The sequence below is a fragment of the Ralstonia mojiangensis genome (assembly GCF_023955645.1).
GTDB classification, from domain to species: Bacteria; Pseudomonadota; Gammaproteobacteria; order Burkholderiales; family Burkholderiaceae; genus Ralstonia; species Ralstonia mojiangensis.
The window spans coordinates 362,516-387,124 of the sequence record NZ_JAMXHU010000001.1 but is presented as its reverse complement, the minus strand read 5'-3'; the positions used below and the strand labels follow the sequence as shown (position 1 = coordinate 387,124).

The 24,609-nt window shown below is 63.1% G+C and carries 26 protein-coding genes; 7 read left to right on the top strand and 19 right to left on the bottom strand.

All coding sequences use genetic code 11. From position 1 onward, the window contains the following. Nucleotides 1–6: 6 nt before the first annotated feature. The 18 genes from NG898_RS01815 to NG898_RS01730 form a co-directional block, all read right to left on the bottom strand. Nucleotides 7–1,563, bottom strand: a complete 1,557-nt coding sequence (locus tag NG898_RS01815; protein ID WP_252690839.1) for a cytochrome ubiquinol oxidase subunit I — start codon at nucleotides 1,561–1,563, stop codon at nucleotides 7–9. Next, complete coding sequence (gene cydP, locus NG898_RS01810; RefSeq protein ID WP_092972754.1) at nucleotides 1,560–1,739, bottom strand: cytochrome oxidase putative small subunit CydP; 180 nt, start codon at nucleotides 1,737–1,739, stop codon at nucleotides 1,560–1,562. The genes NG898_RS01815 and cydP overlap by 4 nt, the downstream gene beginning before the upstream one ends. Nucleotides 1,740–2,872: 1,133 nt before the next feature. Then, nucleotides 2,873–3,082, bottom strand: a complete 210-nt coding sequence (locus NG898_RS01805) for a 2-hydroxymuconate tautomerase (RefSeq protein WP_260780134.1) — start codon at nucleotides 3,080–3,082, stop codon at nucleotides 2,873–2,875. Nucleotides 3,083–3,101: 19 nt separating this feature from the next. Next, nucleotides 3,102–4,148 (bottom strand): 4-hydroxy-2-oxovalerate aldolase, encoded by a 1,047-nt coding sequence (dmpG, locus tag NG898_RS01800; protein ID WP_045202777.1) that lies wholly within the window; start codon nucleotides 4,146–4,148, stop codon nucleotides 3,102–3,104. A 13-nt stretch (nucleotides 4,149–4,161) separates the two neighbouring features. Continuing rightward, nucleotides 4,162–5,097 (bottom strand): acetaldehyde dehydrogenase (acetylating), encoded by a 936-nt coding sequence (locus NG898_RS01795; protein WP_252690838.1) that lies wholly within the window; start codon nucleotides 5,095–5,097, stop codon nucleotides 4,162–4,164. A 37-nt stretch (nucleotides 5,098–5,134) separates the two neighbouring features. Further along, a complete protein-coding gene (dmpH, locus tag NG898_RS01790) occupies nucleotides 5,135–5,926 on the bottom strand; it encodes a 2-oxo-3-hexenedioate decarboxylase (protein ID WP_252690837.1) in 792 nt (263 codons plus the stop codon). Between the two features lie 31 nt (nucleotides 5,927–5,957). Further along, nucleotides 5,958–6,740 carry a 2-oxopent-4-enoate hydratase gene (gene dmpE / locus NG898_RS01785; RefSeq protein WP_045202774.1) on the bottom strand — a complete coding sequence of 261 codons (783 nt, stop codon included), beginning with the start codon at nucleotides 6,738–6,740 and terminating at the stop codon, nucleotides 5,958–5,960. A gap of 25 nt (nucleotides 6,741–6,765) precedes the next feature. Continuing rightward, entirely contained in the window at nucleotides 6,766–7,617 is an 852-nt protein-coding gene (locus NG898_RS01780; protein ID WP_092972736.1) for an alpha/beta fold hydrolase, read from the bottom strand. Then, the gene (locus tag NG898_RS01775; RefSeq protein ID WP_252690836.1) at nucleotides 7,614–9,068 is read right to left on the bottom strand and encodes a 2-hydroxymuconic semialdehyde dehydrogenase; all 1,455 of its coding nucleotides are present in this window, start codon (nucleotides 9,066–9,068) and stop codon (nucleotides 7,614–7,616) included. Before NG898_RS01775 ends, NG898_RS01780 begins: the two co-directional genes overlap by 4 nt. A 49-nt stretch (nucleotides 9,069–9,117) precedes the next feature. Then, complete coding sequence (locus NG898_RS01770; RefSeq protein WP_252690835.1) at nucleotides 9,118–9,570, bottom strand: GlcG/HbpS family heme-binding protein; 453 nt, start codon at nucleotides 9,568–9,570, stop codon at nucleotides 9,118–9,120. A 58-nt stretch (nucleotides 9,571–9,628) separates the two neighbouring features. Further along, complete coding sequence (locus tag NG898_RS01765) at nucleotides 9,629–10,573, bottom strand: catechol 2,3-dioxygenase (RefSeq protein ID WP_252690834.1); 945 nt, start codon at nucleotides 10,571–10,573, stop codon at nucleotides 9,629–9,631. A 23-nt stretch (nucleotides 10,574–10,596) separates the two neighbouring features. Then, nucleotides 10,597–10,962: a 2Fe-2S iron-sulfur cluster-binding protein gene (locus NG898_RS01760; protein ID WP_252690833.1), complete on the bottom strand. Its 366-nt coding sequence runs from the start codon at nucleotides 10,960–10,962 to the stop codon at nucleotides 10,597–10,599. 15 nt (nucleotides 10,963–10,977) lie between these two features. Then, nucleotides 10,978–12,042, bottom strand: a complete 1,065-nt coding sequence (locus tag NG898_RS01755) for an NADH:ubiquinone reductase (Na(+)-transporting) subunit F (protein WP_252690832.1) — start codon at nucleotides 12,040–12,042, stop codon at nucleotides 10,978–10,980. Nucleotides 12,043–12,045: 3 nt separating this feature from the next. Further along, the gene (locus NG898_RS01750) at nucleotides 12,046–12,411 is read right to left on the bottom strand and encodes a phenol hydroxylase subunit P4 (RefSeq protein WP_252690831.1); all 366 of its coding nucleotides are present in this window, start codon (nucleotides 12,409–12,411) and stop codon (nucleotides 12,046–12,048) included. Further along, nucleotides 12,408–13,952 (bottom strand): aromatic/alkene/methane monooxygenase hydroxylase/oxygenase subunit alpha, encoded by a 1,545-nt coding sequence (locus NG898_RS01745; RefSeq protein WP_252690830.1) that lies wholly within the window; start codon nucleotides 13,950–13,952, stop codon nucleotides 12,408–12,410. Before NG898_RS01745 ends, NG898_RS01750 begins: the two co-directional genes overlap by 4 nt. Before the next feature lie 45 nt (nucleotides 13,953–13,997). Then, nucleotides 13,998–14,267: an MmoB/DmpM family protein gene (locus NG898_RS01740; RefSeq protein ID WP_012430589.1), complete on the bottom strand. Its 270-nt coding sequence runs from the start codon at nucleotides 14,265–14,267 to the stop codon at nucleotides 13,998–14,000. 35 nt (nucleotides 14,268–14,302) lie between these two features. Then, nucleotides 14,303–15,310: an aromatic/alkene monooxygenase hydroxylase subunit beta gene (locus tag NG898_RS01735; RefSeq protein ID WP_252690829.1), complete on the bottom strand. Its 1,008-nt coding sequence runs from the start codon at nucleotides 15,308–15,310 to the stop codon at nucleotides 14,303–14,305. Nucleotides 15,311–15,365: 55 nt separating this feature from the next. Then, nucleotides 15,366–15,575, bottom strand: coding sequence for a phenol hydroxylase subunit (locus NG898_RS01730; RefSeq protein WP_045202764.1), 210 nt, complete (start codon nucleotides 15,573–15,575; stop codon nucleotides 15,366–15,368). A 708-nt stretch (nucleotides 15,576–16,283) separates the two neighbouring features. On the opposite strand from NG898_RS01730, the gene NG898_RS01725 reads away from it, so the two are divergent. From NG898_RS01725 to NG898_RS01695, 7 genes are all read left to right on the top strand, one after another. After that, entirely contained in the window at nucleotides 16,284–17,789 is a 1,506-nt protein-coding gene (locus NG898_RS01725) for a ferritin family protein (RefSeq protein WP_252690828.1), read from the top strand. 24 nt (nucleotides 17,790–17,813) lie between these two features. Further along, nucleotides 17,814–18,074, top strand: coding sequence for a toluene-4-monooxygenase system B family protein (locus tag NG898_RS01720; protein WP_045202762.1), 261 nt, complete (start codon nucleotides 17,814–17,816; stop codon nucleotides 18,072–18,074). Nucleotides 18,075–18,081: 7 nt separating this feature from the next. Then, a complete protein-coding gene (locus NG898_RS01715) occupies nucleotides 18,082–18,417 on the top strand; it encodes a monooxygenase system ferredoxin subunit (RefSeq protein ID WP_045202761.1) in 336 nt (111 codons plus the stop codon). 19 nt (nucleotides 18,418–18,436) lie between these two features. Next, nucleotides 18,437–18,751 (top strand): MmoB/DmpM family protein, encoded by a 315-nt coding sequence (locus NG898_RS01710; RefSeq protein WP_045202760.1) that lies wholly within the window; start codon nucleotides 18,437–18,439, stop codon nucleotides 18,749–18,751. Between the two features lie 12 nt (nucleotides 18,752–18,763). Next, nucleotides 18,764–19,753: an aromatic/alkene monooxygenase hydroxylase subunit beta gene (locus NG898_RS01705; RefSeq protein ID WP_252690827.1), complete on the top strand. Its 990-nt coding sequence runs from the start codon at nucleotides 18,764–18,766 to the stop codon at nucleotides 19,751–19,753. A gap of 37 nt (nucleotides 19,754–19,790) precedes the next feature. Then, entirely contained in the window at nucleotides 19,791–20,822 is a 1,032-nt protein-coding gene (locus NG898_RS01700) for a 2Fe-2S iron-sulfur cluster-binding protein (RefSeq protein ID WP_252690826.1), read from the top strand. 252 nt (nucleotides 20,823–21,074) lie between these two features. After that, a complete protein-coding gene (locus NG898_RS01695; protein ID WP_252691601.1) occupies nucleotides 21,075–22,853 on the top strand; it encodes a sigma-54-dependent Fis family transcriptional regulator in 1,779 nt (592 codons plus the stop codon). Nucleotides 22,854–22,901: 48 nt separating this feature from the next. Here NG898_RS01695 and NG898_RS01690 read toward each other — a convergent pair whose 3' ends face one another. Continuing rightward, a complete protein-coding gene (locus NG898_RS01690; protein ID WP_252690825.1) occupies nucleotides 22,902–24,278 on the bottom strand; it encodes an OmpP1/FadL family transporter in 1,377 nt (458 codons plus the stop codon). Nucleotides 24,279–24,609: the final 331 nt, after the last annotated feature.

Genomic DNA, 24,609 nt, shown 5'->3' with positions numbered 1-24,609 from the left:
TTCTCCTCAGGCGTGGGCGGCTTCGAAATCGTAGCGGCCAGTGCCGAGGCTGCCCGGCCCCTGGCGCGCGAACCGGATCATCAAGTACATCTCAACGATCAGCAGCAGCGTGTAGAAACCGATGAAGCCCGCGAGCGACCCATACAGGCTGGCCTCGCTCAACGTCGACACGCTCAGATGCGTGGGCAGCACGCCGTAGATGGTCCACGGCTGACGCCCGTACTCCGCCACCACCCAACCCAGTTCAATGGCGATCCATGGGGCGGGCAGCATCCACAGCGCCCAGCGCAGCAGCCATGCCGGTGCCTTGCGCTGCGGCCGCAACGTGCTCCAGAACGACAGGCCAAACAGCGCCAGCATCAGGAAGCCCAGCCCGACCATCACACGAAAGCCCCAGAACATCGGCCATACGCGCGGCACGGTATCGTCGACAGCCTTGTCGATCATTTCGGGCGTGGCTTGCCGCACGTCGGTCACGTACTTCTTGAGCAGCAGGCCAAAGCCCAAGTCTTGCTGATGGATCTGCAGGGTCTGGAGCGCCGCCGCATCGCCGGGGTGCTGGCGCACCGTCTCCAGCGCGGCCACAGCTTCGATACCGCTCATGATTCGGCCACGATTGCGCGCCTTGATCTCGTGGATGCCCGGAATCTGCTTGGACACCGAGCGCGTGCCGATCAACCCCATCACCCACGGAATCTCGACCGCCCAGTCGTTCTTCTGCTCGCGCTGGTTGATCGACGCAATCACGTTGAAGCTGGCCGGCGCGGGCTCGGTCTCCCACATGGCCTCGATGGCGGCCATCTTGGTTTGCTGCGCTTCGCCCACGGTATAGCCGGACTCATCGCCCAGCACGATCACGGAGCACACGCTGGCCAGGCCGAACGCCGCCGCCACGCGAAAGCTGCGCCGCGCGAATTCCACATCGCGGCCGCGCAGCAAGTACCAGCTCGAAATCGACAGCACGAACATCGCGCCCGTCACGTAACCCGCCGACACGGTGTGCACGAACTTGGCCTGCGCGATGGGATTGAAGACCACGGCCCAGAAGTCGTGCATCTCCATACGCATGGTCTGCCAGTTGAATTCGGCGCCGACGGGGTTCTGCATCCAGCCGTTGGCGATCAGAATCCACAGCGCGGAAAGATTGGTGCCGATCGCCATCAGCGTCGTCACCAGCAAGTGCTGCGTCTTGGAAAGGCGATCCCACCCGAAGAAGAACAGGCCGATAAAGGTGGATTCCAGAAAGAACGCCATCAGCCCTTCAATGGCCAGCGGCGCGCCAAAGACATCGCCCACGTAGTGCGAGTAATACGCCCAGTTGGTGCCGAACTGGAATTCGAGCGTGATGCCCGTCGTCACGCCCAGCGCAAAGTTGATGCCGAACAGCTTGCCCCAGAAGCGCGTCATGTCTTTCCAGATGACCTTGTTGGTCATCACGTAGACGCTTTCCATGATGACCAGCAGCCAGACCATGCCCAGCGTAAGCGGCACGAACAGGAAGTGGTACATCGCCGTGGCTGCGAACTGCAGCCTGGACAGATCGACGAGATGCTCGGAAATCACGGTTGCCCTCCCTGCGCTGCTGACGGTGTCACGATCAGGCGATCAGCGGCCCGCTCGGCGTCGACCGGCACCCGGTGATCTCGCACGAATACCCACCACAGCGCGCTCAGCACCACCAGCTTGATGGCGACGACGATGAGCAGATGGCGGACGAGTCGGCGGTCGTTGGGGCTCACGGGCGGACGAGACTTGGCGCGCGTCGGTGCCACTTGCAGGGGGTCCCGCCAGTGGCACAGAAAGTCACATGTGATCCAGTCTAGTCACGGATGGAAGGAGTGACAAACCGTTGCTGCTGTTTCTTGATGGTCATCAAGCACCGCCGGCAAGCCAAAACCGTAAAGATTCGTGGATCTGGCCCGTGTGGACCACCGCACAGCCGCGTCACCATGGGGTTGGCGCGGTCGTCAGCAAATTCTGATTTATAGTTTCGCCCCTGCTCAGACGAAGCGGCCATCGGTACACTCTGCGCCGTCGCTTTCAGTGCCATAGAGGAAGCGATCGAGGTGTGGAAACCTTGGGTATAGCGGGCAAGCGCCGAGCATAGGTGCTTGTCCTCAAACACTATGGCTTGGCTTCGTCTCCCTCTTGGGGCGAGCCAGGCTTGAACGGCTTCGGCCGTGCCGATCGCTGTACCTCGGTTTTCCACCTTGCCTGTGCTCGCCCACCCCTCCCCCAAGGGTTGGGCGCGGTTCCGTTCATCAGATGAAGAGGAATGCCGTGACCCGCTCGATCTCCCAATCCGTCGATTCCCCGGCGGGCGATTCGCTCATCGAATATGAGAAAGGTGTTGGCGCTGCGCGTGAGTTTTTGCGTGCCCTGTCCGCGCGCGCCGCAGCCCCCAAGCATTCCGCAACGAGCACGACGGACTCGCCAGAACATCCCAAGCAACCCCGCTGATCGATGGGCGAGGCCCAGCGCATGGGCCGCGGCGCCCTTGTTGCAGCATCGGCGTTGGGGCTTGCTGGGGCTCGCCCGCCCTTTTGAGAGTACGAACCGGTCAAGCCTGCGAGCATCTGCAGACGGTCGGTTGCGGCTTGAAATAAAAAAACCCCGGTCAGCCGAAGCTGCCGGGGTTTTTTCATATCCATCGCGGCCGGAGCCGCGAGCGACGGGTAGCGGTCATTCTCGCCAGATCGCCCGTCAACGCTCCGCCCTGTCTGCCATCGATAATTTCGCCAGTGAAATCGCTCTCACAATCACCTTCACTCGGCTCTCGATGGTCACGGTAGAAAGACCAGTTCCGGTTCTCGTCGTCGTGACGTGCTCTTTTTGCTGCGGCTGCCAAATCGTGGGGCCGAAGACAGTTGAGCTACCGCCCAAGATCCTTCGCCGACACGCCCGCAATGCCCCAGTTCTCCTTTGGCACATCGTGAATCCATACGCGGACGTTCTCCTTCGGAGCACCAGTCGCCTCGACAAGGGCGGCCGTGACCTTGTCGATCACGGCGCGCTTCTGTTCGGTCGTGCGACCTTCGATCATGTAGATCTGCGCAAAAGGCATAGCTTTCCTCCTTGGTATTTGCAATGGCCAGCGATACTCAGGCCGCCTGCGCTGCAAGGATGCCGCGCTGACGAGCCATGGTGAGTGCCGTGTCCTCGATCATGTCTTCCTGACCGCCCACCATGCCGCGCCGGCCCAGTTCGACCAGCAGATCACGGGCCGGTACGCCGTACTTCTTTTCTGCACGTTTGGCGAACAGCAGGAAGCTGCCGTACACACCGGCATAGCCGAGCGTGAGCGCGTCGCGGTCGATGCGGATGGGGAAATCCATGATGGGCACCACAAGGTCTTCAGCCACGTCCTGAATCTTCCAAACATCCACGCCGGTCTTGATGCCCATGCGGTCGCACACCGCCACCAGCACCTCCATTGGCGTATTGCCTGCACCGGCTCCCAGCCCCGCTGCAGCCGCATCGATGCGCGTGGCACCGCATTCGATCGCGGTAATGGAGTTGGCGATACCCATGGCCAGGTTGTGGTGGCCATGGAAACCCAGTTCGGTCTCAGGCTTGAGCGCGTCGCGCACGGCAGCAAGGCGCGCCTTCACGTCATCGGGCAGCATGTAGCCGGCTGAGTCGGTGATGTAGATGCAATTGGCGCCGTAGCTCTCCATCAGCTTGGCTTGCTTGACCAAGCCTTCGGGGCTGTTCATATGCGCCATCATCAGAAAGCCGACGGTGTCCATGTCGAGCTTGCGCGCGTAGCTGATGTGCTGCTCCGAGACATCGGCTTCGGTGCAGTGCGTGGCCACACGGATCGTATGCACACCAAGCTCACGCGCCATCTTGAGATGGTCAACCGTGCCAATACCGGGCAGCAGCAGCGCCGACACCTTGGCTTGCTTCATGAGCGGGATAACAGCACCCAGGTATTCCTCGTCGCTGTGCGCGGGAAAACCGTAATTGAGCGATGAGCCGCCCAGGCCGTCGCCATGGGTGACTTCAATCAGGGGAACGCCGGCGGCGTCCAACCCCTGCGCAATGGAGCGCATCTGCTCAAGCGTCATCAGGTGGCGCTTGGGGTGCATGCCGTCGCGCAACGTCATGTCGTGAACGGTAATGCTCTTGCCTTGCAGCGTAGTCATGTGAGGCTCCTCGTCAGGCGGTTTCAGTGGCGGGGGCGGCCGAGGTGGCGCGCAGGGTCAGTTCACCCTTGAGGATTTCCTCGGCGAACATCTCGGCAGTGCGCGCGGCGGCGGCGGTCATGATGTCGAGGTTGCCGGCGTACTTGGGCAGGTAATCGCCCAGACCCTCCACCTCCAGGAACACGCTCACGCGGTTGCCGTCAAACACCGGGCCGTTGACGAGCTTGTAGCCCGGCACGTACTTCTGCACCTCTTTGATCATCGCGTGGATCGACGCGGTGATGGCCGCCTGATCCGGCTCAGTTTCCGTCAGGCAATGCACGGTATCGCGCATGATCAGCGGTGGCTCGGCGGGGTTGATGACGATGATGGCCTTGCCCTTTTTCGCTCCACCCACACGCTCGACCGCACCGGCCGTGGTGCGCGTGAATTCGTCGATGTTCTTGCGGGTGCCCGGCCCCACCGACCGGCTCGACACCGTGGCAACGATCTCGCCATACGCCACGGGTTGCACGCGGCTGACTGCCGCCACCATCGGGATGGTGGCCTGCCCGCCGCAGGTCACCATGTTGACGTTCATCTCGGCGCGGCCGAGGTGCTCTTTCAGGTTGACCGGCGGCACGCAATACGGGCCGATGGCCGCAGGTGTGAGGTCAATCATCAACACGCCCAGCGCATTGAGCTTGCGGGAGTTCTCCGCATGCACATAGGCGCTGGTGGCGTCGAAGGCAATCTGCACGCCGTCGGCCAGCACGTACGGAAGCAGGCCGTCGACACCGTCTGCCGTGGTCTTGATGCCCATCTCGCGGGCACGCTTGAGCCCGTCGGATTCCGGGTCGATGCCCACCATCCACACCGGTTCGAGCACGGGGCTGCGCTGCAGTTTGGCCAGCAGATCGGTGCCGATGTTGCCGGGGCCGATCAGGGCGCATTTGATCTTTTGAGTCATGGTCGCGGTCTCCAATACGCAATGTTCAACTTGGCATTCAATTCACGAAGCGCATCGACACGTTGCCCAGATCCTGGAAACGCACGCATACGCTGTCGCCTGCTGCCACCGCAATCGCCTCGGTCACGCCGCCGGTCATGATGAAGGTGCCAGCCGGGATCTCCTGGCCTCGTGCGCCGAGGTGGTTGGCCATCATGGCTACGGCGGCCGCCGGGTGGCCAAGCACGGCAGCGCCCGCCGCCATGGCGACAGCGCGGCCATTCTTCTCCAGCACCACGCCCAGGGTGCGCAGGTCCAGCTCCTCCAGATTGCGGGAACGGCCACCGACCACGAAGCGCGCGGCCGACGTGTTATCGGCAATCACGCTCTTGAGGTCGAACTTGAAATCGCGGTAGCGGCTGTCAATGATCTCGACAGCCGGGATCACAAAATCAATGGCCGCCAGCACATTGCCGACATGGCAGCCCGGACCACGCAGCGCAGCCTTGGTGACGATGCAGATCTCGGCTTCCACCTTGGGGTGGATCAGCTCCGACATGCGAATTTCACTGCCCTCCGCACGGGCCATGTCCTCGCTCACGAAGCCGAAGACCGGCGTTTCAACGCCCATTTGCTTCATCTTCGCGAAGGAGGTCAGCCCCGCCTTCAAGCCGACGATCTTCAGCCCGCGCGCTTCCTTGCGCCGACGGATCTCGTCCTGGATGTCGTAGGCATCGGCCCAGTCCATGTCGGGGTATTCGTCGGTGATCTTGGTGATGTCGCGTACGTGCAGCTGCGCAGATTCCACATGCGCAGCCAGCGCTTCAATGGTTTGGCGATTCAGTGCCATGGTGTGTGTCTCCTCGATGCTCGATTGGGTGTCAGATGAAGCGCACCGAGGTGCTACCGAGGCCGCCCACGCTGCAGTGAAGGCTGTCACCCGGCTTGACAGGCACGAGCGGCGATTGCGAACCCGACAAGATCACATCGCCGGCCTTGAGCGCGATGCCAAGCCGCCCCAGCGTATTCGCCAGCCACGCCACAGCGTTCACCGGCGAGCCCTGGACGGAGGCGCCGCACGAGGTGCTCACGATCTCGCCGTTCTTCTCCAGCACCATGCCGGCCAGCGCCAGATCAAGATCGCGCGGGCTGCGGCGTGTGCCGCCGAGCGTGAAGACACCGCACGAGGCGTTGTCGGCCACGGTGTCCTGGATCTTGATCTTCCAGTCGCGGATGCGCGAATCGACGATCTCGAAACATGGCATCACGCAGTCGGTTGCGCGCAGCACATCGGCCGCCGTCACGCCGGGGCCGCACAGGTCGCGCGAGAGCACGAAGGCCACCTCGGCCTCGGCCTTCGGAGCGATCATCTTGCCGGTGTCGACCGGCTCGCCCTCGTTGAAAACCATGCCCGAGAGCAGATGGCCGAAGTCGGGCTGGTTCACGCCAAGCATGTCCATCACGATCTGGCTGGTCACGCCGATCTTCTTGCCGATCACGGTTTCGCCGGCTTCGATGCGGCGGCTGATCATGCGCAGTTGAATCTGGTAGGCGTCGTCGATGGTGATGCCGGGTTCGCGGTCAGTCAGCGGCTCCACCGGTGTGCGCGAGCGCAGCGATTCGTAGAGCGCGTCGCCGTAGTGTTGGATCTTGAGGGCGTCCATATGAAGGTCTGCGTAAGAGAGTGGTTCAGGTGGCTGCGCCGGCATCGGCTTCGGCCAGGAAGTTGTTCACGAGCTGGGCAAAACGGGCGCTGTGTTCGATCTGTGTCCAGTGCCCGCAGTGGCCGAAGACGTGCAGCTGGCTATTGGGAATCCAGTCAGCCAGCGTGAGCGAGTTGGATACCGGGATCACCTGATCCTCCCGCCCGTGCAACACCAGTGTTTCGTGCGGCAGCGCGCGGATGTCGGCTTCGGCGCTCGCCATGGCATCCACCCAGCGCTGCCGGGGTGCGGGGAACATGGCGGCGTAGGATTCCTGCACACCCGGCACGATGGTGGCCTCGTAGCGGAGTTGCGCCAGTTCGTCGGTCACACGGCCGCGGTCGTAAGCAAACACGTCGAGCAGACCGCGCATGGCCGCCAAAGAGGGTGTGTAGCCCCACACCGCATCGAGCGCCGGCGTGATGGCAAACGGCACGCCCACCGCGCCCATCAGCACCAGCCGCCGCACACGCTCGGGCGCCCGGATCGCCAGCGCCAGTGACAGCCCGCCGCCAAAGGAATTGCCGACCAGATCGACCTGCGGCAAGCCAAGGGCATCCAGCAGGTCGATGGCTTGCTGAACCCAAACGTCCATGTTGTAGACCTGCCCCGCGGGCCGGTCGCTCAGGCCGAAGCCCAGCATGTCGGGCGCAATCACGCGGCGCTGCCGGGCCAGCGCAGGCATGACCGGCCGCCAGTTGACCCATGCGCTCACACCCGGGCCTGATCCGTGTATCAGCAGCACCGGTGCGCCCTGCCCGACATCGTGAACGTAGGTCTGTACCGCACCGGTGCGGACGTAGCGGGCATCCGCGCCCTCGAGGTTGATCGTGCTCATAGCTTCACCATCACGTTGCGCAGCTCGGTATAGAACTCCAGCGAATGCACGCCGCCCTCGCGGCCGATGCCGGATGCCTTGGCGCCGCCGAATGCGGTGCGCAGGTCGCGCAGGAACCAGCTGTTGATCCAGCACAGTCCCACCTCAACGGCGCGCGCCATGCGGTGCGCCGTGCCCAGGTTTTGCGTCCACACCGTGGTGGCCAGGCCGTAGTCCGTGGCGTTCGCAAGCGCGATGGCTTCTTCCTCGGTGTCGAACGGGGCAATGTGGCAGCAGGGGCCGAAGATTTCTTCGCGAATGATGCGGGCGCTCTCCGGCAAGCCGGTCCAGATGGTTGGCTGCACCCAATGGCCCTCGGCCAGCGCGGCAGGCATGTCGGGGGCACCGCCGCCAGTCACAACCGTGGCGCCCTCGGCCCGGGCCAGTTCGTAGTACGACATGACCTTTGCCTTGTGCTCGGCAGAGATCAACGGGCCCAGACCCACCCCCGGCTCACCTGATGGTCCGATCTTCAACGCCTCGGCCTTCTCCTTCAGTGCTTGCACAAACTTGTCGAAAATCGGCCGCTGCACGTAGACGCGCTCGGTGCCCAGACAGACCTGCCCGCAGTTTTCGAACGCACTGCGCGTAATGCCAGTGACGGCCTTGTCGAAGTCGGCATCGGCAAACACGATGCCCGCGTTCTTGCCACCCAGTTCGAAGCTCACCGGTCGCACGCCTTTAGCGGCCGCGGCCATGATGGCCTCTCCGGTGCGCGTCTCGCCTGTGAAGGTGATGCCGTTGACGCCGGGATGCCGCGTCAGGAACTCGCCCGCAGAGCCCGGCCCGAAGCCGTGCACGACGTTGTAGACGCCCTTAGGAATACCCACGTGCGCCATCACCTCGCCCAGCAGCGTGGCCGTGGCTGGCGTCTCTTCCGAGGGCTTGACGATGACGGTGTTGCCGCAGGCCAGCGCCGGGCCGACCTTCCACGTCATCAGCAGCAACGGCAGGTTCCACGGGCACACCACCGCCACCACGCCCAGCGGCGAGCGCAGCGCGTAGCTGACGGCAGTACCGCCATCGGGCGTGGCCATCTCGAAACTCTCTGTGGGCACGTTCTTCACGATGTCGGCAAACACCTTGAAGTTGGCCGCGCCGCGCGGGATGTCGATGTGTGCCGCCAGGCTGCGCGGCTTGCCGGTATCGGCCAGCTCGGCTTCAAGAAAATCGTCGAAACGCCGGTTGATCTCGTCTGCCACCGCGTGCAGCAACTCGACGCGCTTGACCACGGTCATGCGGCCCCAGTCGCCATGCAGGGCAGCCTGTGCGGCGGCCACGGCGGCATCCACCTCGGCCTGCCCCGCCTCGTGAACCAGACCGATCACACGGTTGTCCACCGGTGCACGGTTCTCGAACGTCTTGCTGGTGGCGACAAATTCGCCATTGATGAAATTGAGGAATTGCTTCACGGTTGGATTCCCGAAACAAACGGTTCTTCTTTTGATTGAGGAGAGCTCTTCATGACAGGCCGATCGCGTGCAGCCCCGCGCGGGCGCACGCTTCGTCCTGCTCCGCCGAGCCGCCAGACACGCCAATGCCACCGATGCGCTCGCCCGCGTTGATGATCGGCAGGCCACCGCCAAACATCACCAGTCGCGGGCGCTCGGCCAGCCCCAGGCGCAGCATTTCATCGCCGGCCAGCAAGTCGCCCCACTGCGCGGTGGGAAAACCGAAGCTGGCCGCCGTATAGGCCTTGTCGATGGCAATGTCGATCGAGTGCAGAAACGCGCCCGACATGCGCGCAAAAGCCACGAGCGTGCCGCCGCCATCGACCACGGCCACGTTGATACGCAGGCCCTGCGCCTGCGCCGACTCCACCGCCGCCGCAACAGCAGCCTGGGCCGCGGGGAGCGTGATCTGGCTGCGTACCTCGCTGAGGAAGGTGGCGTCGTGTGCAGTACGTGTGGACATGGCAAGACGGGACGTGGAAATGGCGGTTCAGGCGGCTCGGCAAACAGGCTCGGACAGATCAGGTGTAGACATCGGTGAACGACGGCACCGCCTCACCCGTGTGGTAGAAGATGCCGGTCCACAGCTTGTCTTCGCTCCACGTGGTGACGGGACGGTCTGGCTGCGCGAGGTAGCCCAGTCCAGCGAACGTCTCGTTGCGGTTGCCGCTGGGGTCGAAGAAGTAAATCGTCTCCCCGCGCGTGATGCCGTGGCGTGTAGGTGCCACGTCGATCTTGGTCTGGTTCTTGGCCATGACGTCTGCAGCCTTGAGCACGTCGTGCCATGAATCCAGGAAGAAGGCGATGTGGTGCAGGCCACTGCGCGGACCACCGACGAACGCGATGTCGTGCGGCGTGGTGCTGCGGGCCAGCCATGCGGCAGCCTGTACGGCGCCGCCCGGCCCGACGACGACCTGCTCCGTCAGGAAGAAGCCCAGCACCTCCTGCATGAACCGCGTGTTTTCGGCAACCGTGTTGATGCCAGCTTCCGGATTCAGCTCGCACATCAGCAGGGCATGATCCAGCCAGTGCACGCCCGCGCCCTTCAGGTTGTCCGGCCACGGGTCGGGGTTGAGACTGCCCACCTCGGTGCCGACCACCTCCTTCATCGCATAGAGCCGCATCTCGTGGCCGCTCGGCAGATTGAACTGCAGCATGCGGCCGGTGGCCGGCAGCGAGCCCTCTGGCAGCATCACCGTCTTGAGGCCCCACGCTTCAATCTTCCCCTGCAGTTCGTCGAGGTCGGCGTCCTTCTCTACCTTGTAGGCGAGATGGTTGAGGCCTGCCTGGTCCGACGGCGTGAGGATGAGCGAGTATTTGTCCCACTCGTCCCAGCACTTGAAGTAGACGTTGCCGGCGTTGTCCTGCATCGTCACCTTCAGGCCGAGCACGTTTTCGTAGTGCCGAACGGCGGCGGCCATGTCCATCACCTTTAGGCTGGCATGCCCGATTCGTAGAACACCCATGCTTGTCTCCTGGTTGATCAAACTCACTGCGGTTTTTTGTCGGACTGCGCCCCCGCAGATGCGGCGAAGCCTCTGGAAAACGGTTTTTCAAATCTGCCCAGCACAGCCAGCCGGACGGCGGTCAGCGGTGCTTCACGGCAGGCCAGCGTCACGCCCTGCGCTTCTTCGTCCGCGCTGACGTGGGCACGGCTGAGCGGCCCCAGGCGCACGGTGCTGCCTTCGAGCACGCGTACCTTGCACACCCCGCAGCCGCCATTGACACAGCCCGCGGGAATGCCCTTGCGCCCGAGGCGCAACATGCCCGTCAGCAAGCTCTCGGTGGTGGCGCATGGGTAGTGCTCCTGGGTCTGTTCCACGCACACATCCACCTTGGGTCGGGTATCCAGCATTGCGTGGCCCTCCTTTCAAACCCGCTTGAACAGCGGGCTGCGCTGCGCGTTGGCATCGGCAGCCGAGAGGAACTTCTCGGTGTAGATGTCATCCTCGAACAGCCGGCCCTGCATGAGCGCGCCGATGGCAGCCTCCACCATCGGCGGCGGCCCGCACAGATACGCCTTGTGCCCCGAGAACTGCCCGTTGAAATGCACCTTGGCAGCGTCGTGGGCAAAGCCGCGCGCACCGTCCCAGGCGCTCCCCTCGGCTTCGTTCGACAGCACCGGCACGTAGTGGAAGTTCGGGTGGCGATTGGCCAGGGCAACAAACTCCTCGTGGCCGTACAGCTCTTCACGACTGCGTTGTCCATTGACCAGCGTGATGGGCAACGTGCAGCCCTGTTCCAGCAGATCAAGGATCATCGACCGCGGGCTGGACAGACCCGAACCACCTGCGACGAACAGCATCGGCTTGGCCGCTGACTGCCGCACGAAGAACCGGCCGTACGGGCCCGTCACGTGCAGCGTGTCTCCCGCACCAACTTGCTCGTGCAGCACGCCGGTTCCGGCGCCGCCTGGGACGCGGCGCACCTGCAACTCGATCTCGCCCGTGCTCGCCACGTTGCTCGGTGAATTGGCGATCGAGAAGGCACGCCGTTGACCGAGCCCTGGAATCTCCACCATCACGTACTGGCCAGCCTGGAAGTCGATCGGCTGGTCGAGCTTCAGGCGCAACCCCTTGATGGTGGGCGTGAGGGCTTCAACGCGCGTGACCGTCGCCACAAAATCCCGCACGGGAATGACACGCGCGTCCGGCTCGTCGTCTACATCGGCTTCGACGCAGACGTCGCTCAGCGCGGTGGCGCAACACGCCAGCGTCTTCCCTTCTTCACGCTCGATGTCCATGAGCGCGAAGGGATTGGCTGGGCCGTGGTCCACCTCGCCGTGCGTGACCTGCACCTTGCACGTACCGCACAGTCCGTGGCCGCACGCATGCGGGATGTACACCCCCGAGCGCAACGCGGCGTCGAGCAGGGTCTGGCCCTCGGCCACGTCCAGCGTGGCGCCAATGGGCTCGATGGTGAGTTGATTGCACATGGCTTAACTGCAGGAACCGTTGATGCCGGTGAGGCCCGGCGTACGAAAACGGATCACGTCCTTGTGGCCCAGACCGTTCTCGGCCAACGACTTGGCCGCATCGGGCGTCCAGGGCTGGCCGGACTTGAACCACTGGGCTGCGCTCCAGTCGATGCGCGCGAAGTCCGGATGCTCGGCGTAGATGCCTGGCAGCACCTGGCTCATCAGCGCACCGAAAGGCATGTCGGGCGGCAGCGGCAGGCAGACCGGCGCACTGAACATCAGGTGGTCTTCCCACCCGATGTAGAGCAGCGGCGCAGGAAAGTTCTCGCGCACGTCCTTCATCGGAAACTTGTAGGGCGCGGCTTTCGGATTGGTCACGACGCTCATGCTGTTTCTCCCGTCCAGGCGGCGAAGTTCCTCTGATCTTCCGAGCCTTCGAAGTCGAAGTTGTCACGTCCGATGTTCATCTCGTAGTACTTGAGCACCGCCATCAACGGGTCGAACCCTTCGGCGGTCGGGTCCGTGCCCTCGGGGAAGCAATGACCCTGGTAGACCTGGTGCACAGGCAGCCAGCTCTGCACATACTTCTCGGGTTCGTCGTCGAAGATGTGTTTGCAGTGGTCCGAGCAGAAGTGATACTTGTTGCCGAAGTAGTCGCTCTCGCGATAGGCGATCTTGGTGGCGTCGCCCGGCTCGGTGAAGAACATCGGCACCTGGCAGGTCGTGCACAGCATCGGCAGCGTCTTGTTGTAGAAGCGCTGTCCTTCCTCGGCCCGCTCTCGCCAGAATTCAAAGCGCGGGCGATAGAGCTTGTCGAAGGAGTCCGGATACTTCTGCGCGAGCCACTGCATCTCGTCCTCGTTCGGAATCCACGTGTGGAACGGTGCGGCCGCGCCGTAGTTGTAGAACGTGGCCCACGCCTGGTGGCTGATGTGGTCCTTGCCTTCGCACGCGTCCTTCCAGCCCGCCGGCTCGCGGATGCCATAGCGCGCCAGATCCTTGAAGAGCGCGCCGCCGTTGCTCTCGGCGTACATCTCCCAGGCCTCCTTCCAGCTCATCACGCGCTTGGGCAGCATGTAGTCCTGCATCATCGCGACGATGGTCAGCAGCCGGTAGCCGCGCCAGAACCACTTGTCGATCCAGCGCTGAACGATGGGCACGTTGTCGGGATCCTGCTCCAGCATGAACTTGATGCATTCGATGCCCAGCGTCATGTGGCGCGACTCATCGGACTGCGCAGAGAAGCCGAAGGTGACGGTGCTCATGTCGCCGTTGTGCGCGGCGCCGGACATGAACGGCACGAACAACAGGTTGGTCAGCACGTATTCGAACGAGAAGCTGACCGCTGTCAGGAACTCGAACGGACCGGCCGTGCATGCGTCTTCGAAGAACGACTTCGGCACCGACAGGTACCAGACACGGTCGAACCAGTGGTTCGGGCTGTGCATGCCGTTGAAGTACTTGTTGTAGTGCGAGATCGCATGCGTCTCGGTCTGGTAGTGGCGCAGTTCGTCGATGGACTGCATCTGCGCAGCCACGCGCGCACCTTCGCCCGTGAACTGACGGCCCACGTGGGCAAACCCACGGTGCGCGTTGTATTCCAGTGGCGTGACGCCCTGGATGAACAGCTTGAGCGCGTTGACGTAGCGCGCATCGCTGATGCCGAGTTGACCGTTGTTCTGCGCAAAAGCCTCAATCACGGCGTAGAGCTTCTTCTCCTTCTCGCCCTGATACTTCCAGTACGCATCCATGGTCAGGCGGAACGGGTCTTGCCACTTGTCCCAGTCGTGGATCTTGATCCCCTCGTAGGTGTCGTACGGAAAGACCTTGTCCATCGGCTGGTAGGTCGTTTCCCAACCGAGGCCGCGCGTCATGGCGGCGTAACGCTCTTTCAGGCCAAGCTTCTTCTTGGCAACACGGGTGTCCATCGGGTGTCTCCTCTCGTATGTGTAGGTGTGCGAGGTCTTGCGTGTTCAGTGCTGCCAGCTCAGCGTCAACTGATCGTCGTCTTCGTCGATGTGGCCCGAGAGCGTGACGAGGTTGACGTGCAGTTGCTGAAGGTCGAAGGGCCGGCCTGTCTGCTCTTCGATGGTTTCGCGGCGGATGGTCAGGCGCCCTGGGGCGTCGATCTTGACCAGGCCAGTCGGATAGGTGACGACGGCCTCCGGGTTGTCGGTCACGATGGCCTCGATCACAGGGCGCGACTCCTCGTTGGCCTGGAAGGCAATAAAGACTTGAGACATGGGTTTCCTCTGCAAGCAATCGGAAGACGTGGAGTTCAGAGCGACAGGCCAAGCTTGGCCGCACGAGCGTCAAGGGCGGCACGCACTTCGCCCAGTGCCGCGGCGCCGTGCTCGCCCAAAGCCATCTCGGCCACGGGTGCCAGCGCGGCCTGTGCACGGTCGGCCCACTGCGCGAACCATTGCGAGAGCAAAGCGCGGTTGCCAGCGGCTTCGGGCTCCGATGCGCTCGCCATGGTCTTGATGACCGCGTCGATCCAGCGCGCGGTTTCGTCGTGCCACTCGGGCATGAAGCTGGTCAGGATGGCCACGGCCGTACCGCCTTGCAGCGCGAGGTGGTCATCGACAAAGTGCCCATAGATGAGCGGATACAACAGACCGTCCAGCGCAAGGTTCTGGGCCATGAATAGCTCGACCGGGTCCTGCACCACGAAGCTGTCTTCCACGTAGCGGCGCAAGCCTTGCCAACGGGGGTCTTCCAGCCAGGCCAGCTTGCCCGCATCGAGCACGGCAGGCTCGTCCAGTGCCAGGGCCAGACGGGTAATCAGCTGTGCAATCCCGAGATCGTCCATGGCGTGGAACATCGCGGGCGCGGTGAAGGCCGTGCCGTAGCCATACGCGCAGATCGACGCGTTGTTCATGTTGGCGCCCCACGCCACGTGGCGCAGCGGCAGCAGCACCTGCAGCGCGCGGTCGCGCAGCGCATCCCCCATCGCAGATGCCAGCCCGCGCGACTCGACAAACTGGAAGTTCGCTTCCACCGCTTCCTGTTGACGCGCGCGGGTCATGGTCCAGGTGGCGTAATAGAACTGGCGCGGATCTTTGAGCGCCTGCCAGTCAGCCAAGTGAATGCGGCTGCGGCTCGGGTCGTACAACTCGTGCGCTGGGTCCCACGTCGGACGGTAGTGAAAGTTCGCCATGGACTGCGCGCCGTAAGTCGCTTCCTGGTAGCGCGTGGCTGCCTTGCCTTCGCCGATGAGGCGGGCAACGTGGGCGAAGGTCTGCCGCTGCGGCGTGATTTCGCGGGCCTGCAAGTCGATGTTCATGCGGGTTGTCTCCTGGGTGTTTTATGGGGTGTGGCGGTGGACGGTCTGCGCCGTCTCAGGAATCCAGCCTCGTCACCTGGTGGCGCTGACAGAACGCGGTGAAGGCCGGCTCGGGCAGCAGCAAGTCGACACTCAGCTCGGGCCAGCCGATGGCGAACTCGAAGCTCACCAGCCCATCGTCGCGTCGCTCAATACGACTCACGTATTTGCGCGTGAGATCGACGATGGGCATCTCGTCGGATGACAGGTTGATTTGCGTGGTCATGGGCATATCCGCTGTTGAGGTCGGGATTGCCACCGACGCTGAGCTGTCGCCGGTGACGGCTCCTCTTTTGCAGAAGCTGTGCCAGCTGGGCGGACTTTCTTCAACAATCTCGATATTTCAAGGGAAAACCCCAACAACGAGACAGCCTTTATGCGGTGTCACGCACGCAAAACACGGGACAATGGCTGCGAATTTCGCTTGATCAGGCAGGCGAATTGATCATTTGATCGAGCCACTTGGGGCGGCTTTCATCAAATCGTCGAGCCCGACCGTGGCTTTACAGGCTTGGAATAATCGGAAAACTGGCGGACGACACGCTCATTGCGAGCCGCGCGCTCCACCTTCGAGAGAACACTCGGACGACGGATAGGCGTATCTCCGATGTCCGGGGCGTTCTACCTCCAAGCAGAATCCAGATTCTCGAGATTCTTATCAATTGATCAAATCAGACGGCCAGGCAACGGCGACCGAATCTGATCAAAAACTGAAATCGCGATGGGGACGGACGCTTCTGCACTGCACACAGGCAGCGCACAGGCGTGTCGAGGGTGTGCGTCGATACAGGCGTCACGGAATTTTGCGCTGCACCAACCCACGGCAGCCGCTGCGGTTGGCACCGCCCTTGCAATGGAGGACCGCCCAGCGCAAATGCGACCGCGCTGAGACCACCAAGCAAAAGCACTACAGACCCACCAAGGAGACATCACCATGGCGTTACTGGAACGCGCCGCGTGGTACGACATCGCACGCACGACCAACTGGACCCCGAGCTACGTCACCGAGTCCGAGCTGTTTCCCGACATCATGACCGGCGCGCAGGGCGTACCGATGCAGACATGGGAAACCTACGACGAGCCATACAAGACGTCGTATCCCGAATACGTCCGCATCCAGCGCGAGAAAGATGCCGGTGCGTACTCGGTCAAGGCTGCGCTAGAACGCAGCCGCATGTTCGAAGACGCCGACCCGGGCTGGCTGTCGATTCTGAAGGCGCACTACGGCGCCATCGCGCTCGGCGAATACGCCGCGATGAGTGCCGAGGCACGCATGGCCCGCTTCGGCCGCGCACCGGGCATGCGCAACATGGCCACCTTCGGCATGCTCGACGAGAATCGGCACGGCCAGCTGCAGTTGTATTTCCCGCACGACTATTGCGCCAAGGACCGTCAGTTCGATTGGGCCCATAAGGCTTATCACACCAACGAATGGGGCGCGATCGCGGCACGCAGCACGTTCGATGATCTGTTCATGTCGCGCAGCGCGATCGATATTGCGATCATGCTGACGTTCGCGTTCGAGACGGGCTTTACCAACATGCAGTTCCTCGGCCTCGCCGCCGACGCTGCAGAGGCGGGTGATTTCACCTTCGCCAGCCTCATCTCAAGCATCCAGACCGACGAGTCGCGGCATGCGCAGATCGGTGGTCCGGCACTGCAGATCCTGATCGCAAGCGGCCGCAAGGAGCAGGCGCAGAAACTCGTCGACATTGCCATTGCGCGCGCCTGGCGGCTGTTCTCGCTGCTCACCGGCACCTCGATGGATTACGCAACGCCGCTGCACCATCGCAAGGAGTCGTTCAAGGAGTTCATGACGGAGTGGATCGTCGGGCAGTTTGAACGCACGTTGATCGACCTGGGCCTGGACCTGCCCTGGTACTGGGATCAGATGATCAACGAGTTCGACTACCAGCACCACGCCTACCAGATGGGTATCTGGTTCTGGCGTCCGACGATCTGGTGGAACCCCGCAGCCGGCATGACGCCTGATTGCCGCGACTGGCTCGAAGAAAAATACCCCGGCTGGAACGACACATTCGGCAAAGCCTGGGACGTCATCATCGACAACCTCTTGGCCGGCAAGCCCGAGCTGACCGTGCCCGAGACACTGCCGATCGTATGCAACATGAGCCAGCTGCCGATCTGCGCAATTCCGGGCAACGGCTGGAACGTGAAGGACTACCCGCTCGACTACAAGGGCCGCACGTACCACTTCAATTCCGAGATCGACCGCTGGGTCTTCCAGCAAGACCCGCTGCGCTATCGCGACCACCTGACGCTGGTCGACCGATTCCTCGCGGGGCAGATCCAGCCACCCAACCTGATGGGCGCACTTCAGTACATGAACCTGGCGCCTGGCGAGTGCGGTGACGACGCCCATCACTACGCGTGGGTCGAGGCGTATCGCAATCAGCGCTACCAAAAGAAAGCCGCGTGAGGCGGCACGCAAACGGAGGACGACATGGCACTTTTTCCTGTGATTTCGAATTTTCAGTACGACTTCGTGCTGCAGCTCGTCGCGGTGGATACCGAGAACACCATCGACGAGGTGGCCGCAGCAGCGGCACACCACTCGGTGGGGCGCCGCGTGGCACCGCAGCCCGGCAAGATCGTCAGGGTCCGGCGTCAGGGCGGCGAGCAATTCTATCCGCGCAACGCCAAGCTGGCCGACACCGACATCAAGCCGATGGAAGCGCTCGAATTCATTTTTTGCGATGCATGAGGCCGCGATGAACTTCCAGAAAGTGTGCTCGCTCGACGAGCTTTGGGAAGGCGACATGACCGAGGTCGAAGTCGCCGGCCATGTGATCGTGCTGGTGCGCCCCGAAGGGGGTGAACCGCGCGCGTTCCAGGGAATCTGCCCGCACCAGGACATCCCGCTGGCCGAGGGCAAGTTCGACGGCCGGGTGCTGATGTGCCGCGCACATCAGTGGACCTTCGATGCCAACACCGGCAAAGGCATCAACCCCGGCGGCTGCCGGCTTGCCGAGTACGCCTTGAAAGTCGAAGGCGACGACATCTTCGTCGCTGTCGAGGGCGTTGAGCCTCTCTTCGCCAATTGCTGACATCGCCCAGGAACCCACCATGAGTATCGCCAACACCGCCGAGGCCTACCGCAACAATCGCGTCGGTCCCGTACTGCGCGCGAGCAGCATCACTGCCGGCGTCATCGAAGCCGCGCAGGAAGACAACCCGGGCAAGAGCATCCGCATCGACGACAAGCTCGCCTATGTGCGCATCGACACCGACGGCGAACTGATCCTGCGCCGCGCCACGCTCGAAGAGGCACTGGGGCGCCCGTTCAAGATGTCCGAGCTCGAAGTCAACCTCAGCTCGTTCGCCGGCCGCATCGAAACGACGGATGACTACGTCCGCTTCTACTACGAAAAAACGCTGTAATCGGAGACACACATGACAACGCAAGCTGAAGTCCTCAAGCCGCTCAAGACCTGGAGCCATCTGGCCGCGCGGCGACGCAAGCCCAGCGAGTACGAAATCGTCTCGACCAACCTGCACTACACCACCGACAACCCCGATGCGCCGTTCGAACTCGACCCGAATTTCGAGATGGCGCAGTGGTTCAAGCGCAACCGCAACGCATCTCCCCTGACCCACCCCGACTGGAACGCGTTCCGCGATCCGGATGAACTGGTCTACCGCACGTACAACATGCTGCAGGACGGGCAGGAGACCTATGTGTTCGGGCTGCTCGACCAGTTTTCCGAGCGCGGGCACGACGCCATGCTCGAACGCACCTGGGCAGGCACGCTGGCTCGCCTGTACACGCCCGCGCGCTACCTGTTCCACACGCTGCAGATGGGCTCGGCCTATCTGACGCAACTGGCGCCTGCCTCGACCATTTCGAACTGCGCGGCTTATCAGACGGCCGATTCGCTGCGCTGGCTGACACACACCGCGTACCGCACCAAGGAGCTGTCGCAGACCTTCAGCGACCTCGGCTTCGGCACCGATGAACGCCGCTACTGGGAGCAGGACCCGGCATGGCAAGGCTGGCGCAAGCTGGTCGAACACGCGCTGGTGGCGTGGGACTGGGCCGAGTGCTTCGTTGCCCTGAGCCTGGTGGTACGGCCGGCGGTGGAGGAAGCCGTATTGCGCGGTCTCGGCGAAGCGGCCCGGCACAACGGCGACACCCTGCTTGGCCTGCTGACCGACGCGCAACTGGCCGATGCGCAACGCCATCGCCGCTGGGCCGGCGCACTTGTGCGCATGGCCCTGGAACAGCCCGGAAACCGCGAGGTCATCACCGGCTGGCTCGCCAAATGGGAGCCCCTGGCCGATGAAGCCATCGTGGCGTACTGCGCAGCGCTGCCCGACGCGCCAGCGGCGCAGGCGCGCGCCACCGCTGCGGTGCGCGAGTTCCGGCACAGCATCGGCCTGTGAGACCAGACAGCCCGGGCGACATTATTCCATCCAAACCATGGCCAACGACACATCGGAACTGGCGATGACACACCAGATCACCATCGAAGGCGGCGCCGCTTTTTCCGTCGCTGCAGAAGAAGACACTTTGCTGCGGGGCGCGTTACGCGCCGGCATTGCCCTGCCCCACGAGTGCAGCGTCGGGGGCTGCGGTGCATGCCGCTTTGACCTGCTCTCGGGTCTCGTGGAATCCATCTGGCCGGAAGCACCCGGGCTGTCCGAACGCGACCGCAAGCGCGGCAAACATCTCGCCTGCCAGTCACGCCTGCTGGGCGATTGCACGATCCGCGTGCGCTGCGACGAAGCATATCTCCCGGTCGTATCACCGGGCCGCTGGCCGGCCGTGCTGCTGGCCCGGCGCGAGCTGACGCCCGACATGAGCGAGTTCACATTTCAGATACAGGCCCCGGCAGAGTTCCGTCCGGGCCAGTACGCGCTGCTGTATCCGCCGCACACGCGGGGTGCGCGCGCCTATTCGATGTCGAACCTCCCCCACGAGGACGGCATCTGGAAATTCGTGATCCGGCGCGTTCCCGGCGGTGCTGGCAGCAACGCCTTGTTCGATCACGTTGCAATCGGGCAAACCATCACGCTCGATGGCCCCTATGGCCACGCCTACCTGCGTGACGACAACGCACGCGACATTGTGTGCATTGCCGGAGGCTCGGGGCTTGCGCCCATGCTGTCGGTCGCCCGTGGAGCGCTTTCCGAGAACCGCGCGAGACGCGTGCACTTCTTCTACGGCGGGCGCTCACAGCCCGACCTCGGCGCCATGGCGGCACTTGAAGACCTCGTGGCAGACAGCCGCTTCGCACTCTCGGTCGTGCTGTCTGCGCCTGCGCCCGAGCTTGCGTGGCAAGGACCGACCGGCTTCGTACACGCCGAGGTCGAGCGGGTGTTGGCAACACCGCTGGACCAATTCGAGTTCTATTTCGCCGGACCTCCGCCCATGATCGAAGCCGTGCAGACATTACTGATGCACACGCATCACGTGCCGTTCGAACAGATGCACTTCGACCGCTTCGTTTAAGCCAGCAACCCATCAAGAATCGCGAGCCCAGCAACGCGACGAACACAGCACAGCATTGACGATCAATTTCGCAGATCGGCCATGTCGCGTATTTTCACCAATCCCCATATCTGGAAGCTGAGGTTAAGCTCATTCGATCAAACCTTGTATGACGTCCGCGGACCGTCCGACAACAACAGCCGGACGGTGCCGCGTGAGCGCCAGCCGCTCGCCGTCGCGACGGCACCCCATCTGGCCGCGATCGAGGAGACCATGGCAAAACGGCATCCGCGACAATCCAAATCCGACGCTACGGCACCGGCGCGACCCGATCGCGACCCGAAACACCCGGGAGCCACCGAGATCCGCGTGCCGGCCATCCACGACCTCGCCAAACGCTTGCGCTTCGCTCCGCAGCAAGGCCGGATCTGGTTGGACGACCAACGCATGATGCTCATGCACATCAGCTCGCTCGGCGCGCTGAGGCAAGAGCTCATCGAAAGCCTGGGCAAGGAAACGGCGCGCGGGCTGATCACCCGCATCGGCTATCAGGCCGGTACGCACGATGCCGCCATGGCGCGCAAGGTTCGCGCAGGCTTCAACAGCTACGACGACTTCCTGGCAGGCCCGCAACTGGTGTCGCTGGAAGGCATGGTGCATTGCGAGCCGGTCGCACTCGATATCGATGTACAGCGTGGCCACTATTTCGGCGATTTCTACCTGATCGACAGCTCCGAGGCCGAGGCCCACGTCGCCAGCTACGGCATCGGCAACGAACCGGTGTGCTGGATGTTGATCGGCTACGCGTGCGGATACACCAGCGCTTTCATGGGCCGCCCCATCCTCTGGCGCGAGATCGAATGTCGCGGCATGGGGCATGCGAAATGCCGCGTAGTTGGCAAACCCGTTGAAGAGTGGGAAGACGCCGAAGACGACCTGCGTTTCCTGCAGATTGGCGATTTCGTCAAATGGGCGCCCCAGCCCGAGGCCCCACTGCCGGCCACAAGCCGCATAGCCGCGCGCCTGGCCAGCGCACCGGAAAACAGCTTCGGCGTGGTGGGAATCTCGGCCGGTTTCAACACCGTCTGCCATATGGTCAACAAGGTGGCCCCCACCGAAGCCACCGTGCTGTTCCTGGGGGAAAGCGGTGTCGGCAAGGAGGTCTTCGCCAACAATCTGCATCGCCTGAGCAAACGCGCTGACGGGCCATTCGTTGCCGTCAACTGCGCGTCGATTCCCGAGCATCTGATGGAATCGGAATTGTTTGGCGTGGAGCGCGGCGGTTTCACGGGCGCAACCACGTCGCGGCCCGGGCGCTTCGAGCGCGCCGACGGTGGCACGCTCTTCCTCGACGAGATCGGCACGCTCAGCCTGACCGCACAAGGCAAGCTGTTGCGCGCGTTGCAGCAGGGGGAAATCGAGCGCGTGGGCGATACGCGCACACGCAAGGTCAACGTGCGGGTGATTGCCGCCACGAACGTGAACCTGCGCGAAGCCGCCAAGGCGGGCCAGTTTCGCGAAGACCTGTTCTTTCGGCTGAACGTTTTCCCGATCCAGGTGCCGCCACTGCGCGAACGGCGGGACGACATCCCGCTGATGATGAACTGGTTCCTCCAGCGCTTGGCCAAGAAGCACGACAAGCAGATCACCGGCTTTCGCGAACGTGCCGTCGATGCGCTGTTCGCCTACGACTGGCCCGGCAATGTCCGCGAGCTGGAGAACATGATCGAACGCGCCGTGATCCTGGCCGAAGATGGCGGGTCACTGGACTTGTGCCATCTTTTCACCAGCGGTGAGGAGATCGACACCGCCTCGTTCATCCTCAAACGCAGCGGCAATATCGGGCAGAGCAGCGAGACGGCTGAAGACGTCGCGCCGTCCAGCACCGCCATTCCCCGGCCAGGCCTGGAGGAAACCGAGGTGGCGATGTTGCGCGCCGCCGTGGTGGAGGCCAACGGCAACCTGTCGCGCGCGGCACGGGTGCTCGGCATCAGTCGCCCGACGCTGGCTTACCGGCTTCGCAAGTATCACATTCCGGTCGACGGAAGCTGATCCGTGCAAGACTGGGCGACAAGGTTTCGTCGCCCAGGCACGTGCGCCCTAGAAGCGCTTCTGGTACGCAATCACGGCGTTGACTTGCGAGTGCGTCACGCTGATCGGCACCGCCGTATTGGGCTGACTCGAATTGGCCAGCGTCTTGCGCAGCGCTACCGACAGCGCAAAGTCGATCACATCGTTCTTGCCGATTGCATAGGAAACGCCGCCGGTCAGGCTCGTCGTGGGCGTGGCGGGCACCACGGCCAAAAGCATGTTGCTGGGAATGGCCTCCTGCGCGTAATGGAACCCGCCACGGAACGTCCACTTTGCGTTGTAACGGTACTCGGCGCCGATCCCGAACACGCTGATATCGCGGTAGTTCTGCGGCAGCGACAGATCCAGATTGGCACCCGTGCCTGACTGCACGAACCCGACGTTCATGTCCTTCATCACGCTTGACCAGAACACACGCTGGTAGTCCGCTGACACCAGCAGTTGATCGTTGAACCGATGACTGATGCCTACGGTCAGTTGGGCGGGCATCTGGAAGTTCCGAACCGTCACGTCGCCCTTGAGCGGAATGTTGCCCGCGACCGAACTGACGGCGGCAAGCGTTGCTTGGCCCGTGAGGTCGCCAACATGTGTCTTCGCGTTATACGCAGCACCGATGCGGGTATCCGGCGTGACCTGATAGGTCAGACCCAGCCGCCCGCCGATGCCCCAGGCCTGAGCGCCGCCCCCGACCGGCGCATTGCGTGCGAAGTTGATGTAACCGCCGGAAAGCCCTGGCACGCCCAACAAGGTGGGAACAAGCGTGCCCGAGACGCGCCCCTGGCCGGCCAGCGTGCCGATCTGGGAAACATCCAGCAGTGTCCCGAGATTCAGCGACGTCCAGACCGCATCCAGCGATGCGCCCACGGTCAGCTTGTCGGTGACTTGGTATGCCGCCGAAAACGGCACACGCAACACCAGCAGCCGAGAGAACTGGTCCAGCCCGGTGTCCACACCGTTGGAGGTACGCGAAAGGAAGCTGCTGCCGCCGTATTGCGTGCCCAGGCCACCCTCCGCGAAAATGCCGGCCCCAAACGCGTACCTGCCCTGCCGATAAACGAACGCGGTCTGCGGCGCAAAATATGGCCCGTTGTTATTGCCGTGGTTGCCCGAACTCGCTGTCTCGCCGGTTGCCGTATTCGTGGCCTTGATGTCGGTCGACACAACATCGAGCCCCAGGCTGAAATGGCGGCCCTCGCCCATCAGGCTAAGTGTCGCGGGATTTTCCATCATGGCGGCGGCCCCGATATCGAAGGCCGCGCCCGTTCCGCCCATTGCGCGCGAGATCGGACCAAAACCCTCCAGATTGAACACGTCTGTCGCCCTGGCGTGGGTCCCACAGACCGCAACACAGATGGCCGTGGCCGCGCGAACGTAGTTGCCTTTCACGGGTGTCTCCTTGTCTATTGATTGATGCGAGATAACAAGACGGCGGCACTGCCCGGTCGCGACGAACATGCGCCGCGGACACACCGCCGGAATCGCGACCGGCAAAGCGCTGCTGCGCGGTCGCGGGGAGTCGGTTTGCAGAAGGCATGCCAGTTGCGACCGCCTCGCCAAATAATCTCGATATTTCAAGGGAAAACCATGACGTTTCGGCTCGATTTACCGCGCGTATTCCGGGCCCCAAGTAGGGTCGCCTGCTCCCGGTACGGAGACCCCCTGCTCCTTTTTGATGATTTGGTGGGATTGGTCAGCATCGGCGCTTGATCAATTGATC

What these genes read in the sequence shown, in the direction of transcription:
- dmpG (WP_045202777.1), bottom strand. Translation starts at nt 4,148, where the DNA reads ATGACTACGCTGCAAGGCAAGAGCATTACCGTTCACGACATGACGTTG.
- NG898_RS01795 (WP_252690838.1), bottom strand. Translation starts at nt 5,097, where the DNA reads ATGACTCAAAAGATCAAATGCGCCCTGATCGGCCCCGGCAACATCGGC.
- dmpH (WP_252690837.1), bottom strand. Translation starts at nt 5,926, where the DNA reads ATGGCACTGAATCGCCAAACCATTGAAGCGCTGGCTGCGCATGTGGAA.
- dmpE (WP_045202774.1), bottom strand. Translation starts at nt 6,740, where the DNA reads ATGGACGCCCTCAAGATCCAACACTACGGCGACGCGCTCTACGAATCG.
- NG898_RS01780 (WP_092972736.1), bottom strand. Translation starts at nt 7,617, where the DNA reads ATGAGCACGATCAACCTCGAGGGCGCGGATGCCCGCTACGTCCGCACC.
- NG898_RS01770 (WP_252690835.1), bottom strand. Translation starts at nt 9,570, where the DNA reads ATGTCCACACGTACTGCACACGACGCCACCTTCCTCAGCGAGGTACGC.
- NG898_RS01765 (WP_252690834.1), bottom strand. Translation starts at nt 10,573, where the DNA reads ATGGGTGTTCTACGAATCGGGCATGCCAGCCTAAAGGTGATGGACATG.
- NG898_RS01760 (WP_252690833.1), bottom strand. Translation starts at nt 10,962, where the DNA reads ATGCTGGATACCCGACCCAAGGTGGATGTGTGCGTGGAACAGACCCAG.
- NG898_RS01755 (WP_252690832.1), bottom strand. Translation starts at nt 12,042, where the DNA reads ATGTGCAATCAACTCACCATCGAGCCCATTGGCGCCACGCTGGACGTG.
- NG898_RS01750 (WP_252690831.1), bottom strand. Translation starts at nt 12,411, where the DNA reads ATGAGCGTCGTGACCAATCCGAAAGCCGCGCCCTACAAGTTTCCGATG.
- NG898_RS01745 (WP_252690830.1), bottom strand. Translation starts at nt 13,952, where the DNA reads ATGGACACCCGTGTTGCCAAGAAGAAGCTTGGCCTGAAAGAGCGTTAC.
- NG898_RS01740 (WP_012430589.1), bottom strand. Translation starts at nt 14,267, where the DNA reads ATGTCTCAAGTCTTTATTGCCTTCCAGGCCAACGAGGAGTCGCGCCCT.
- NG898_RS01735 (WP_252690829.1), bottom strand. Translation starts at nt 15,310, where the DNA reads ATGAACATCGACTTGCAGGCCCGCGAAATCACGCCGCAGCGGCAGACC.
- NG898_RS01730 (WP_045202764.1), bottom strand. Translation starts at nt 15,575, where the DNA reads ATGACCACGCAAATCAACCTGTCATCCGACGAGATGCCCATCGTCGAT.
- NG898_RS01725 (WP_252690828.1), top strand. Translation starts at nt 16,284, where the DNA reads ATGGCGTTACTGGAACGCGCCGCGTGGTACGACATCGCACGCACGACC.
- NG898_RS01720 (WP_045202762.1), top strand. Translation starts at nt 17,814, where the DNA reads ATGGCACTTTTTCCTGTGATTTCGAATTTTCAGTACGACTTCGTGCTG.
- NG898_RS01715 (WP_045202761.1), top strand. Translation starts at nt 18,082, where the DNA reads ATGAACTTCCAGAAAGTGTGCTCGCTCGACGAGCTTTGGGAAGGCGAC.
- NG898_RS01710 (WP_045202760.1), top strand. Translation starts at nt 18,437, where the DNA reads ATGAGTATCGCCAACACCGCCGAGGCCTACCGCAACAATCGCGTCGGT.
- NG898_RS01705 (WP_252690827.1), top strand. Translation starts at nt 18,764, where the DNA reads ATGACAACGCAAGCTGAAGTCCTCAAGCCGCTCAAGACCTGGAGCCAT.
- NG898_RS01700 (WP_252690826.1), top strand. Translation starts at nt 19,791, where the DNA reads ATGGCCAACGACACATCGGAACTGGCGATGACACACCAGATCACCATC.
- NG898_RS01695 (WP_252691601.1), top strand. Translation starts at nt 21,075, where the DNA reads ATGGCAAAACGGCATCCGCGACAATCCAAATCCGACGCTACGGCACCG.